The organism is Hydrogenophaga sp. GW101-3F08, from assembly GCF_059424585.1.
On record NZ_JBWKZP010000007.1, the window covers coordinates 175,873 to 189,206 of the forward strand.

Genomic DNA, 13,334 nt, shown 5'->3' on the forward strand with positions numbered 1-13,334 from the left:
GCCTCTGGTTGTCTTCCGTCGTAACTGTTTTTATGAGCAAGCTGCATGCCATCGACATCACCACTGATCGTCTGTCAAGACGGGGGTTTTTGCCATGGGGCAAGCCCCAGTGATGCATCGATGCACGGACTTGGCGGTTTCATGGCGGTTCGAGGTGGCTGAAGCGGTGCGCGCCTGTTCCGCACTCACCGTTCCAGTGCGATATCGCTGAGCGGCTTGCTGCAGCAGGGCAGGATCCAGCCCTGATCGACCTCCCTCGGTCGGATGCCGCCGTTGTGTTTCATGTCGACCTCGCCGGACTTCTTGCGCGTCTTGCAGGTGCCGCACACACCGTTGCTGCAGGAGGAGGGCAGGCGCAGGCCGGCCGCCTGCGCCGCCTGCAGAATCGTCTGGTCGCTGCGGCACGAGAAGGTCTGGCCACTGGTCTGCAGCACGATGCTGTGCCCGGCCGAAGCGCCATCGGCTGGCGCCGCCGGTTCGGGCAACGCTGGCGCAGCAAACGAGAAGCTCTCTTCCCGGTAGCGCGCCATGTCGTACCCGGCGTTCGACAGCAACTGTCGGATGGCGGCCATGAAAGGCGCCGGTCCGCAGGTGTAGATGTCGCGCTGCAGGAAGTCGGGCGCGATGTGCGCCAGGCGTGCCGCGTCCAGGCGCCCCAGGTGCCCGGCGTACGCGCTGCCCGGTGTGTGCTGCTCGCACACCATGGCCAGCCGCAGCTGCGGCATGTTGCGCGCCATCAGCGTGAGCTCTTCGGGAAAGAGCAGGTCGGCCGGCGAGCGGGCGCAATGGGTGAACACGATGTCGGCGCTGCTGCCCAGGTCGTGCAGCGCACGTGTCATCGACATCAGCGGTGTGATGCCGCTGCCCCCTGAGAGGAACAGGTAGCGTTGCGTTGGCGCGTGGTGGAAACAGCTGAAATCGCCCGCCGGTCCGATGGCGCTCAGGCGCATGCCGGCGCGCAGGTGGTCGTGCAGCCAGTTGGACACCGGGCCACCGGGCACGCGCTTGACGGTGATGCTCACCAGGTCGGGGCGGGTGGGTGTGCTCGACAGCGTGTAGCAGCGGTTGATCTTGTGTCCGTCGATGTCCAGTTCCAGCGTGATGAACTGCCCAGGCAGGTAGCGAAAGCTCCGGGGCCCTTCCGCTGCGAGGACGAAGGTCCTGACGTCGTGGGTTTCCTGGCGAACCTGTACGCATTGCAGGAACTCATCCCGGTCGGCGTTCCACACCGCCGAGGGCGGCGCGGCGAGGTCGGGTGTGTGCAAAGAGGTGGCCATGGTCGTGTGTCCGGCGCTGGATGTGTCGTGGGGGCGTTACCGGGTGTGTGCGTTCAGGCGGTTGACGTACCAGTTGCAGAACTTCTCGACCAGGCCTTCGGTGTAGGGCGAGTAGGGGCCGGGTTCGTAGGCGCCGGTGGCGATGCCGATCTGCGACTCCTCGACCAGGCGGCGGTCCTGGGCGTTGGTGGCGTTCCAGACCGCGGTGAGGTTCTCGACCGTGTAGTCCACGCCCTCCACCGCGTCCTTGTGCACGCACCAGGTGGTGCGCACCAGGGTCTTGCCGGCCGAGATGGGCAGCACGGTGAAACTGACGATGTGGTCGCTCATGAAGTGGTGCCAGGAGTTGGGCTGGGTCCAGAAGGACAGACCGCCCAAGGCCGGGTCGGTGAAGTCGGCGAGCAGCTTCCTGGACGCCACCTCGGTGTTCAGGGTCTGGGAGTGGCCCGTGCGGTCCAGCGGCAAGCGCTGTGTGCGGTAACCGGTGATCCGGTCGTCCAGCCGTTCGATCTCGGCGGACGGCAGGCCCATGCCTTCCCAGCGTTCGCGGGCGGCGTTGGTGATGTCGATGAAACGCTGCTGCTCGGCGGCATTCTGTTCGTCCGGCTTGTAGCCGAAGCCGAACTCGTAGAGGGAGATGGTCAGTTCGGGGTGGTTGGCCACGCAGTGGTAGCACTCCCGGTTGTTCTCCATGGTGAGCTTCCAGTTGCAGCTTTCGATGATGTCCACCTGCGCGGCCACCTTGCACTGGTCCAGGCGGTGCGGTGCCAGGTAGGGCGTCATCTCGGCGGCCATCTGATCGAAGTCCGTCGGCGGCTCGTCGGCCAGGCAGATGAAGATCAGGCCGCACAGCGTGCGCACGTGCACCGTCTTGAGGCTCATCTCCGACGGGTCGAAGTCTGCGCCCATGTGCTTGGCGTGGATCAGCTTGCCGCTCAGGTCGTAGGTCCACTGGTGGTAGGGGCAGACGATGTTGCCCAGCTGGCCCTGGTGGCTTTCGCACAGCCGGGATCCACGGTGACGGCAGACGTTGTGGAAGGCGCGCACACCCATGTCGTCGTCGCGCACGATCAGGATGGACTTGTTGCTGAACTCCACGGCGATGTAGTCGCCCGGCTCCGGGATCTGCGGCTCGACGGCCACAAAAATCCAGTGCTTGCCGAAGATGTGTTCCATGTCGGCCTGCAGGACCGTTTCGCTCAGGTAGAAAGGCGCTTCCAGGCTGTGGCCGGGGCGGCGGCGCTCCAGCAACTCGCGGGTGAGCAGCGTCTGAGCAGAGATGGTTTTGGTCATGGAGAGATCCCTTCAGAAGTGAACGAGAGAATGGGCGCGCAGGTAGTCGAGCACCGCCTGCGCCTTGTTTTGGGCATCGCCGGCTTTCAGCACCGTGCCGCTGGTCGATGGCGACTCGATGGCACCCAGCATGCGGGCGTGGCCACTTTGCTGGCGGCGGGCTTCCAGCGGCTGGCGGCGTTTGTGGGTCTGAACGAGCTCGCGCGGTGCGGGTGCACCGTCCGGGCCGTTGGCGGTGGTGACGGGCTTGCGCAGCACCTGACCGGCGACCGCACAGGCCATCGAATGGCGCAGCGTCAGCGGGGCCGCCGCGCTCACGGCCAGCACCGCCGGCGGGTGCACGCGCAGTTGGCGTCGCGCGCCTTTGGGCAAGGCCTGGGTCACGATCCAGGCCTTGCCTTCGGGCCGGATGGACAGCACGTCGCTGATCACGGGGCGGCGCAGTGCGGCGGCCAGGGCATAGGGCAGCACGTCTTCGCCGGGTTCCGTGCCCTGCCGGGTGCCGGTGAGCACCCAGGCCACGTCCTGCAGCTGTGCGGCCAGGGTGGCGGTGAGGTCGGTGCCGGCAGCGCATTCCAGCAGTTCGATGTGCGATGCCCCGAGGGCGAGGTAGTCGCGCGCCACGGCATCGGACATGTTCCCGGCCGAGAGCAGGCGGACCTGGTCCGAAACGCTCAGGGCCAGTGCGGCCGCCACGGCGTCCGCGCGGCTGCGCACCGGCCGGCCACTGACGGGGTGTTGGCGGCCTGCGACCAGGACCGTGATGTCGTTCATGGGGCCTCCTTGTGTTGCCGCACCAGATCGAGCAGGGCCTGCATCAGGGCGCGGCTGTCCTCGACCACGGTCAGGTCCGCGCGCCGCGTGATGGGGGCGGATGTGTCCAGGTTGACCGCGATCACATGGCGGCAGTCCTTGATGCCCTGCAGGTGCTGCACGGCACCCGAGATGCCCACGGCCAGGTAGCCGGAAGCGGTCACCGTCTTGCCCGTGGCACCGACTTGCTGCGCCCGGGCAAAGCGCCCGTCGTCCACCGCGACACGGGACGCGCCCACGGCCGCACCCAGCGCCTGGGCCAGCGCGTGGAACAGCGGCAGGTCGGTGACCCCGTTGCCCGCGGCCAGGATGAAGTCCGCTTCTTCCAGCGCCATCGTGGCCGGGTCGCCGGTCTGCACACCCAGGTCTTCCACGCCCGCTTCGACCACCGCCGGCCAGCGCTGGGACTCGCCATGCACGCCCAGCCCCAAGAAGGGCAGCTGGGGGCTGGCCACGCCCTTGGCCAGCAGCATCATCTGTGTATGGGGCTGTTGCCAGTCTTGGCCCGCACCGGCGGGAATGCGCAGGTTGTCGGTCGTGAGCTCGGCCACGCCAGCGGCCAGCCGCAGGCCGGCGCGGGTGGCGAAACGGCGACCGAGCTGGCCATCGGCCCCGTTGTCGGCCATCAGCCAGCGCGTGGGCGAGAGCTGTCGCCGCAGGTCTTGCAGCCATTGCACGCTGGCCGCGCTCAGGTAGGCGCTGCCATCCGCCCCGTCGGCCACCAGGACCCGGTCCACGCCCAGGGCCGCGACGTCGTCGTGGCAGGGGCCCAGCACCGCCAGCACCACTTCGGTGTGGGGGGCCGCGAGGATGGCCGCCGCCGCGATCACCTGACGGGCCTGGTCGCTCAGCGCACCCCGGTCCGAGTGGGTCACCACCAGGGTGATCTCGCTGAAGGGGCCGGCGCTGCGAACCGGCTTGGCCAGCGGCGCATGCGAGGCGCTCGTGGCCAGGCGTTCGCCTTCGCTGCTGCCCAGCACGATGCGGCGCAGGCCTTGCGGCGTGATGATGGCGGGGCGGCGCGGATCGACGCGGCGCAGGGCGGTGGGTGGATGGTTCATGCCACCTCCAGTGCACGAGCCACCAGCTCGGCGATGTCCAGCACCTCGGGGCGCGGGCCGACCACGCCTTCGAGCATGGCGGTGCAGTTGGGGCAGGCGACGGCCACCACGGTGGCGCCGGTCCGCCGGGCGTCGGCGATGCGGATGTCGGGGATGCGTGTCTCGCCGGGGATGTCGGTGAATGGCGCACCACCACCGCCGCCGCAACAGCGGCCGCGCTCGGCGTGGCGCTCCATCTCGACGACCCGGATGCCGATGCCCTTGAGCAGCTGGCGCGGGGCATCCACTTCGCGGCCGTAACGACCGAGGTAACACGGGTCGTGGTAGGTCACCACGTCCTGGCTGGCCGCCTTGGTGGGCTTGATGGCGCCCTTGGCCAGCAGGTCGGCCAGCAGCTGGGTGTGGTGCCAGACGTCGTAGCGGCCCCCCATGGCGGGGTACTCGTTTTTCAGCGAATGGAAGGTGTGCGGGTCGGGTGTGACGATGTGCTGGAAGCTGCGCGTCTTCAGGGTGTCGATCAGCTGCAGGGAGAGCCGCTGGAAGCCCGCTTCGTCGCCCAGCCGGCGTGCCAGGTCGCCGCAGTCGGTCTCCGCCGCACCGAGCAGAGCGAACTTCAGGCCGGCCTTTTGCAGTGTCTTGATGAAGGCCCGCAAGGTGCGCTGGTAGCGCATGTCGAAGCCGCCTTCGCCCACCAGCACCAGCCAGTCGGTCTGTTCGCCGGGGTTCAGCACCGGCACATTCAGGTCGGCCGCCCAGTGGTGGCGAGCGCTCAGCGGAAAGCCGCCCACGGTGTCGGTCTCGCGCAGTTGCTCCAGCGCTTCCATGCCCTTGTTCGGCACCTCGCCCCGCACCAGGGTGATGTGGCGGCGCATGTCCACGATGGCGTCCACGTGCTCGATCAGCATCGGGCATTCCTGCACACAGGCCCGGCAGGTGGTGCAGGACCACAGCGTGTCAGCGTTGATCAGGCCATTGACGATGGGCAGATGGGGTGCGCCGCCGTGCTGGCCCACGGGCTGGCCGGGGTAGGGGCTGCCGGCGTAGGCGGCGTCCGTGCGGCCGCTCATGCCGACCACCAGGTCCTGGATCAGCTTCTTGGGATTCAAGGGCTGGCCGGCGGCGAACGCGGGGCAGGCCGCTTCGCACTTGCCGCACTGCACGCAGGCGTCGAAGGACAGCAGCTTGTTCCAGGCGAAATCGGCCGGCTTGCCCACGCCCATGTCCTCGGCGGTCAGCTTCAGCGGCTTCAGGGCCGTGGCAAAGCGTTGGTCGCCGAACCGCTCGGGGCGGGGGTGCAGGCCCAGGTGCAGCAGGCCGGCGACGGCGTGCTTCATGGGGCCGCCCAGCCCGATGCCCAGCGCCAGTTCGGCCACGCCCGCGGCGAAGGCCAGGCTGATCAGACCCGCCAGCCAGGGGGCGAGGGCGGTGCCGGTCAGGGCCACCGCGCCGACCAGGGTCGCGGCGGCGGCGAAGGCCAGCAGGGAGTAGGGCAGTCGTTTCCAGGCCCCTTGCGACAGGCGCGCGGGTGCCGCGCGCCGGCGCCAGGCCATCGCACCGGCGCCCACGATGGCCAGCAGGCCGGCGATGAGCAGCACCACGTCCAGGCTGCGCCAGTACAGGCCGAGGCCGTAGTTCAGCGCCACGATGAACAGGGCCAGCAGCGTGCCCCCGGCGACGCCGACGTGGGCACGCGCCACGAAGGGCTCGCGCGCCACCACATCGTGCAGGTCCACGAAGTAGCGTTTGGGAATCTGCAGCAGGCCGCCGAGATCGAAGGCCGCCGACCGCCCGGTGCGCCAGATCGCGGTGCGCCGGGCCAGGCCGATGAGCAGGCCCAGAACGGCGAGCCAGAACACAGCGCTCACAAGGTGCGCAAGCGACATCTCAAAAGTCCTTACAGAGGCGCAGCGAGTCGTAGATCGCGGCGTGGATGTTGTGCATCGACACGCAGTCGCCAACGCGGTAGAGCAGGAAGTGATCGCCGTGGGTCTGGAGGCTCAGGCCGGGTTGCGGCAGCGCGTCGTACAGGGCGTCGATGTCGGTCTGCCCTTTGTTCAGCGACAGGGGCTTGAGCTGGTGGTAGAGACCCTCGTTGGGCAGGATGCCGTTCTCGATCACCACCTGATCGACCGCGCGCTCTTCCAGCGCCTCGGTGTACTCGTTCTTCAGCACCGCGATCAGCTTGTCGCCCTCGCGGTACACGCGCTCCAGCCAGAAGTTGGGGGTCTGGATCACGCCGTTGGCGTACAGCTGGCGGTAGAAAACCGGGAAGGTGGTGCCCCCCGTGTCGTCGGCCACCTTCACGTCGGGGGTCACGATCTCCACCAGCTTGCCGCGGGACGCGATGAAGTCGGCCACGCCGGTGCCGGCGTGCGTGCTGATGCTGTCGTAGACCAGCACGTTCTCGGCCGGTGCCACCGCGCCCGAGAGGATGTCCCAGCCGCTGACGCACAGGCCGTCGGCCGCGCCCCAGGCGGGCACCTGGCCGGTGTGTGGCGTGCCGCCCGTGGCCAGCACCACGATGTCCGGTTTTTCGGCGCGGATCATCTCGGCCGTGGCCGCCACGCCGAGGCGGCGGTCCACCCCCAGGCGCACCGTTTCCATGTCGAACCAGCGGATGATGCCGGCCATCTGTTCGCGCTTGGGCGGCTTGGCGGCCAGGTTCACCTGTCCGCCGACCGCGCTGTTCTTCTCGAACAGCACCACGTCGTGGCCACGCTCGCGCGCCACGCGGGCGGCTTCCAGGCCAGCCGGGCCAGCGCCCACCACGACCACCTTGCGGCGCGCGCCCGTGGTCTTCTGGATCACGTGGGGCATGGTCTGCTCGCGGCTGGTGGCGGCGTTCTGCACGCACAGCACGTCCAGGCCGTTGTATTGGCGGTCGATGCAGTAGTTGGCACCGACGCACTGCTTGATCTGGTCTTCGCGGCCGTCGCGGATCTTGATGACCATGTGCGGGTCGGCGATCTGCGCGCGGGTCATGCCCACCAGGTCCACCATGCCGGTGGCCAGGATGCGCTCGGCCTGCGAGGCATCGCGGATGCTCTGCGCGTGCATGACCGGGACCTTGGACACCGACTTGATGCCGGCGGCCAGGTGCACGAAGGGCTCCGGCGGCAGCGCCATGGGCGGCATGCAGTTGGCGAGGGTGTTGTGGGTGTCGGCACCCGAGCCCACCACGCTCAGGAAGTCGATCAGACCGCTCTCGGACATCGCCTGGGCGATCTCCTTGGCCATCTCGTGGCTGATGCCGTCTTCATGGAATTCGTCGCCGCACATGCGCAGGCCCACGCAGAAATCGGCCCCCACCTGTTCGCGCACGGCCTGCAGCACCTCCATGCCGAAGCGCAGGCGGTTCTCCAGGCTGCCGCCGTACTCGTCGGTGCGGTGGTTGACGCGCGGGCTCCAGAACTGGTCGATCAGTTGCTGGTGCGCGGCCGAGATCTCGATGCCGTCCAGGCCCGCGTCCTTGACGCGCTTGGCGGCGCGGCCGTAGTCGGCCACGATGCGGCGGATTTCCTCAATCTCGATCATCTTGGCGTTGCCACGGTGCACCGGCTCGCGGATGCCCGAGGGGCTGACCAGGTGCGGCCAGTCGAAGCCGTGCCAGGCGTTGCGCCGGCCCATGTGGGTCGCCTGGATCATCAGCTTGGCGCCGTGTTTGTGCATGGTCTCGGCCAGGTTGGCCAGGGGCTCGATCACCGTGTTGGTGGCCAGGTTGACCGAGCTCCACCACGACCAGGGGCTGTCGCGCGAGACCGGGCTGGAGCCGCCGCAGATGGCCAGGCCCACGCCGCCCTTGGCCTTCTCTTCGTAGTAGCGGATGTAGCGCTCGGTCGGGTGGCCGCCTTCGGCGTACACCTCGGCGTGCGCCGTGCTCACGATGCGGTTGCGCAGCAGCACCTGGTTCAGGCGCAGAGGTTCAAACAGGTGCGGGTAACGCATGGGGGAGGCTTTTCTCGGAAGGTGTCAGAGGGGGCTGACGGTGAACTCGCAGTGACCGTGGCCTTCTGCCGCACATTGCGTTTCCACGCTGGTGGTGCGCAGCGCCGAGCCGCTGGTTTCCAGCACCCAGTCCATCGCGCCCGAGAACCAGCCGGCGAACAGGTAGCAGACCTTGCTGTGGTCCACCGGCACACCGGCGATGCCCTGCGCCAGCACGAACACCGAGTGCTCCAGCCGGACGCGGGCGTGGCCCGTGGTGGCATCGGACTCGATGAAGGAGAACAGGCCCCAGCCGCGTTGCGACAGGCGCTTGAGGTAGTGCTCGTACACGGCCATGCCGGTCAGGCCATGGGTGGCGGCTTCTTTCTGGCACCAGAAGTAGGCCGAGCGGTGGCCTGCCTTGTAGAGCGCGGGGGCATACACCTCCCGACCCACCACCGCTTCGGTTTCCACGTGGTTGTTGACGAAGAAATGCCGCGGCACATAAATCATCGGTAGGCCGTCGGTGGTCCAGACGCCTGTGCTGGCGTTGACTTCAATGGGGAGTTGGGGGTTCATGGGGACTTTTTTTGATGAATGAGGAATTGCGCAGGCGCGGCCTTACTGGATCTGCGCCGACTTGACCATCACCCAGTTGCGGTCCGCCGTGACAGGCAGGCCCAGGGCCTTTTGGGCTTCAGCATGTTTTTTCTGCATGGCCTGGATCTGCACCAGGTATTTGTCTTTGCGGTTCACCCACACGCGCAAGCCGCCGTGCTCCACGTCGGTGCCGCGAAACAGCATGGGGCCGTCGCTCACCGGGGTGTCACCGGCCACCAGAATGGGCTTCTTCCATTCGTCGATATAGGTGTAGATGGCGGCCTGCTTGCCTTCGAACCAGGTCATGGGAGCCCACAGCGCGGGTGTCAGTTCGTGGTCCAGCAAGGCTGCGGGGTCGTAGGTCTTGGCGGCAATCAATTTGCGCGCATTGGTGAGCTCGCCGGTCTTGCGGTTTTTCAGCTGCATGCCGACGCCGATGACGTTCTGCGGTTTGATGTTGTAGCCATTTTTCGGGTCGGCCAACACCATGCGCACCAGCTCTTCGCTGGCAGCGCTCACCACGTAGACCTCAATGCCGTTTTCCATGAGCTTGTTGTAAAGCTCCTGCATGCCGGTGTAGAACTTCGGCGGCTTGACCGCGATCGTCTTGAGCGCCGTGCCTTCGTAGTAGGTCGCGGGGATGCTGGTGCCTGCGGCCAGCATGTCATCGACCCAGCCCTTGAGCTCACGCAAGGTGTAGCCCGAAAACACCTGGGCCACCCAGGGGTAGCAGACCTGGTCGTCGATCTCGCACAGGCGGTAGTAATAGCTGTTCAGGCTTTCCTTGTGGCCGTCGATGTCCTTGAACGGAATCAGCTTCAACGCCGGGTCGAGCTTGTCGCGGCTCAGAATGCCCTTCATTTCCAGATAGGGCAGCAAGGATTCTTCAAGGTCGTTGTTGTAGGTGGTGTTGTCGGCGTCAAACACCGCAAACGCACCCTTGTTGGCGTTGGCCTGGATCAGGCTCTCCAGCTGTGTCGCAGCCTCAGGTGGCCAATGTTTCAACGCTGTCTGGGCCTGAGCGGAAAACACCAGGCCCAGACTGAGCGCCCAAGGCGCCAGCCATTGAAAAGAAATGGTTTGCTTCAACATGGCGACACAGCCTTTGCGATTTAAAGGTTGGATTCAGTCGGACGCTCAGGAGGTCCACTCGGCGACGCGCGCCGCGTTGTCGGCCATCCATTTGTCGGCGGCGGCGGCGGGCTTGCTGCCCCCTTCGACGGCCAGCATCACCGCGCCGATTTCCTCTGGCTTCCAGGAGAACTTCTTGAGGAAGGCCACGACCGATGGGGCCTTGGCGTTCAGGCCGGGGTTGATCACGCTGTCCACATGCTCTTCGGCGCCGTAGATGTTCTTGGGGTCGGCCAGGAAGCGCAGCTTGTACTTCGCGAACATCCAGTGCGGGATCCAGCCGGTCACGGCGATGGCCTTGTTGGCGCGGTAGGCGCGGTCCAGCTCGGCGGCCATGGCGGGGCCCGAGCTCGGCAGCAGGCGCATCTCCAGGCCGTAGGCCTTGATGGCCTCTTCGGTCTTCTTCATCACGCCGGCGCCGGCGTCAATGCCGACGATGCGGTTGTCGAAGTCGGCGCGGAAGTTGTTCAGGTCCGCCAGGCTGGTGGCCTTGACGTACTCCGGCACGATCAGGCCGATCTTGGCGCCCGGGTAGTTGGCGCCGATGATCTGCACCTTGTCCTTGAAGTTGGCCAGGTAGGCCTCGTGGGTCACGGGCAACCAGGCGGACAAGGTCATGTCCAGGTCACCACGCGCCACGCCTTGCCACATGATGCCGGCGGCCAGCGGCACCAGGTCCACCTGGTGACCCAGCTTGCTGCGGATGATGGCCGCGGCCAGGTGCGTGGTCGCCACGCTGTCGGACCAGCCGTCCACGAAACCGATCTTGAGCGCGGGCTTGGATTGCGCCAGGGCGCCCATGCCGGTGGCGGCCAGCGCGGTCAGGCCCAGCGACTGGGCCAGAAACGTGCGGCGGGGACGAGGGGAGAAGGGCTGCGACTTGATCATGATGGGGAACTCCTGCGTTGGTTAGAAGAAAGCGAGAACTGCTCGGGGGCGGGGCGACTTGAACTACACACTCCACACTTCACCAAAAACACGGAGCCAGTTGCGCCCCATGACCTTTGTGATCTTGCTGGCCGGCCAGCCGGCGCGCTCCATCGCGGCCGTCAGGTTGGGCATTTCACCGATGGTGCGAATGCCCAGTGGGTTCTGGACGGTGCCGAAATTCGTCAGGCGGCGACCCCGTCCTTTGTCGTGGGTGATGTGGTCGAAGAAATCCTGTCCGTAGCCTTGCGTGTGGTCGGTACCGACGCCCACGCAGTCTTCGCCCACGAGGTTGATCACGTAGTCGAGTGCCTCGACGTAGTCGTCCACGGTGGACTCGATCCCGCGCCTGAGGAAGGGCGGGAACATGGTCACGCCGATGAAGCCGCCACGGTCGGCGATGAACCTGAGCTGTTCGTCGCTCTTGTTGCGCGGGTGTTCCTTCAGGCCCGCTGGCAGGCAGTGGCTGTAGGTGACCGGCTTCTTCGATTCGAGGATGGCTTCTTCCGAGGTCTTGGCACCCACATGGGACAGGTCCACCATGATCCCGACGCGGTTCATCTCGCCGATCACCTCGCGCCCGTAGCCCGACAGGCCGCCGTCGCGCTCGTAACAGCCGGTGCCGATCAGGTTCTGCGTGTTGTAGCAAAGCTGGACCACGCGAACGCCCATGTCCGCGAAGGCTTCGACGTAACCCAGATGGTCTTCGAAGGCGTGCGCGTTCTGGAACCCGAGGATGATTCCGGTCTTGCCGTCCTTCTTGGCCTGTTCGATGTCGGCCGTGCTGCGCACCAGGGACAGCAGGTCGCTGTTCTCGCGGATGGACTTCTTCATCTCGGCGATGTTGTGCACCGTGCTCTTGAAGTCGTCCCACACCGAGACGGTGCAGTTGGCGGCGGTCAGGCCGCCCTTTTTCATGTCCTCGAAGACCGAGCGGCTCCACTTCGAGATGATCAGACCGTCGATGACGATGGCGTCCTGGTGCAAGTTGCTCATGGCTTGGGTGTGAGTAAGGGTTTACGCGAAGGGGACTTGGTTTTCTGTTAGGGGTGCTGTCGAGTGCGTTCATTGTTGTGGCGCGGTCCCCGGCCAGCTTGTGCATGACAGACGCGCACTTGCTCATAAACGACATGGCGGCCGACGGGTGCCGGCCGCGGGTTTTCAACCGCTTTTTCTGCCGAGGTGCCAGGCCGGCTGGCCGGGGGCCGTGGCTTCGGCGCGAAGTGCCCTGATCGCGCTGGACGCTGCTGAGACAATTCGGGTTGCCTTTGTCTGCCCTTCACCTCTTCCCCCTTCCTGAAAGCACGTTCCATGCGGTCAAACGCAAACATCCGGCTCGCCATGTGGTCCATCTGGCTGATCCCGCTCCTGTGGACGGTCAACAACCTGCTGGCCCGCGTGGCGCCGGGGGTTGTCGGACCCTACACGCTGGGTTTCATGCGCTGGGGATTGGCGGGCATGTTGCTGAGCTGGCTGGTGCGCGACGAGCTGCGGCGGGAATGGCGCCACCTGGTCCGGCACTGGTACCGGTACCTGGTGCTGGGCTTTCTGGGCATGGTGGCCTGCGGGGCTTGGGTGTACATCGGCGGTCGCACGACCAGCGCCACCAACATCGCCCTGATCTACTCCGCAGCACCGGCGCTCATCGCCGTGAGTTCGGCCGCGTGGCTGCGCGAACGCATGGGTGGCCTGCAGTGGGCGGGTCTGGCACTGGCATTGGCCGGCGTGTTGCATGTCATCGTGCAGGGCCACTGGTTGGGCCTTGCCGACTTCCGGTTTGTCGAAGGTGATCTCTGGATTCTGACCAGCGTGGTCTGCTGGGCGCTCTACGCGCTCCTGCTGGAGGCCTGGCCCAGTCCGTTGGGCGCCGCCGCCCGGCTGGCGGCCGCTGCCTGGGGCGCCCTGCCTTTGCTGGCCGCGGGAGCGGCCTGGGAGATGTCCCAGCCATCGACCCCGGCGATAGGCGCCGATGCGCTCCTGATGGGGCTGGTCGCGGCCCTGGTTCCCGGTCTGATGGCCTTTGGTCTGTACGGATGGTCGCAGCAGATCCTGGGCGCCAGCAAGGTGGCCGCCACCCTGTACCTGGGGCCGCTCTACGGCGCCCTGGCAGCCTGGTGGCTGCTTGGGGAATCCCTGGGTTGGTACCACTTCTGGGGCGCGGCGCTGCTCTTGCCCGGCGTCTTCCTGGCCTCACGCCCGGTGGCGCCGGCGGCCAGCGCGCCGCTGTGAGCCGGTTGCGTGTCGGAATCAGGCCAGAAACTGGCGTGTTCAGCTAACCGCCAGGCCCCGATGCGCCGCACCATGCACT

Annotated in this window: 11 protein-coding genes; 1 reads left to right on the forward strand and 10 read right to left on the reverse strand. The window is 66.7% G+C overall.

All coding sequences use genetic code 11. From position 1 onward, the window contains the following. Nucleotides 1–185: 185 nt before the first annotated feature. The 10 genes from AC07YZ_RS18030 to AC07YZ_RS18075 form a co-directional block, all read right to left on the reverse strand. Nucleotides 186–1,277 carry an FAD-binding oxidoreductase gene (locus tag AC07YZ_RS18030; RefSeq protein WP_494795727.1) on the reverse strand — a complete coding sequence of 364 codons (1,092 nt, stop codon included), beginning with the start codon at nucleotides 1,275–1,277 and terminating at the stop codon, nucleotides 186–188. A gap of 36 nt (nucleotides 1,278–1,313) precedes the next feature. After that, nucleotides 1,314–2,570, reverse strand: a complete 1,257-nt coding sequence (locus AC07YZ_RS18035; RefSeq protein ID WP_226494539.1) for an aromatic ring-hydroxylating oxygenase subunit alpha — start codon at nucleotides 2,568–2,570, stop codon at nucleotides 1,314–1,316. Between the two features lie 12 nt (nucleotides 2,571–2,582). Then, complete coding sequence (locus AC07YZ_RS18040; protein ID WP_494795728.1) at nucleotides 2,583–3,344, reverse strand: hypothetical protein; 762 nt, start codon at nucleotides 3,342–3,344, stop codon at nucleotides 2,583–2,585. Further along, nucleotides 3,341–4,444, reverse strand: coding sequence for an electron transfer flavoprotein subunit alpha/FixB family protein (locus AC07YZ_RS18045; RefSeq protein WP_494795729.1), 1,104 nt, complete (start codon nucleotides 4,442–4,444; stop codon nucleotides 3,341–3,343). The genes AC07YZ_RS18040 and AC07YZ_RS18045 overlap by 4 nt, the downstream gene beginning before the upstream one ends. Continuing rightward, nucleotides 4,441–6,327, reverse strand: a complete 1,887-nt coding sequence (locus tag AC07YZ_RS18050; RefSeq protein ID WP_494795730.1) for a (Fe-S)-binding protein — start codon at nucleotides 6,325–6,327, stop codon at nucleotides 4,441–4,443. Before AC07YZ_RS18050 ends, AC07YZ_RS18045 begins: the two co-directional genes overlap by 4 nt. A gap of 1 nt (nucleotide 6,328) precedes the next feature. Then, on the reverse strand, nucleotides 6,329–8,389 hold the full coding sequence (locus tag AC07YZ_RS18055) for an oxidoreductase (protein ID WP_494795731.1): 2,061 nt from the start codon (nucleotides 8,387–8,389) through the stop codon (nucleotides 6,329–6,331). Nucleotides 8,390–8,413: 24 nt separating this feature from the next. Next, on the reverse strand, nucleotides 8,414–8,947 hold the full coding sequence (locus AC07YZ_RS18060) for a DUF5943 domain-containing protein (RefSeq protein ID WP_226494534.1): 534 nt from the start codon (nucleotides 8,945–8,947) through the stop codon (nucleotides 8,414–8,416). Nucleotides 8,948–8,989: 42 nt separating this feature from the next. Then, nucleotides 8,990–10,060 carry an HAD family hydrolase gene (locus AC07YZ_RS18065; RefSeq protein WP_494795732.1) on the reverse strand — a complete coding sequence of 357 codons (1,071 nt, stop codon included), beginning with the start codon at nucleotides 10,058–10,060 and terminating at the stop codon, nucleotides 8,990–8,992. A 45-nt stretch (nucleotides 10,061–10,105) separates the two neighbouring features. Next, on the reverse strand, nucleotides 10,106–10,987 hold the full coding sequence (locus AC07YZ_RS18070) for a glycine betaine ABC transporter substrate-binding protein (protein WP_494795733.1): 882 nt from the start codon (nucleotides 10,985–10,987) through the stop codon (nucleotides 10,106–10,108). Between the two features lie 63 nt (nucleotides 10,988–11,050). Next, complete coding sequence (locus AC07YZ_RS18075) at nucleotides 11,051–12,022, reverse strand: dipeptidase (RefSeq protein ID WP_226494532.1); 972 nt, start codon at nucleotides 12,020–12,022, stop codon at nucleotides 11,051–11,053. Between the two features lie 315 nt (nucleotides 12,023–12,337). Between AC07YZ_RS18075 and AC07YZ_RS18080 the strand changes: the two genes are divergently transcribed. Next, nucleotides 12,338–13,255: a DMT family transporter gene (locus AC07YZ_RS18080; RefSeq protein ID WP_494795734.1), complete on the forward strand. Its 918-nt coding sequence runs from the start codon at nucleotides 12,338–12,340 to the stop codon at nucleotides 13,253–13,255. The last annotated feature ends 79 nt before the right edge of the window (nucleotides 13,256–13,334 follow it).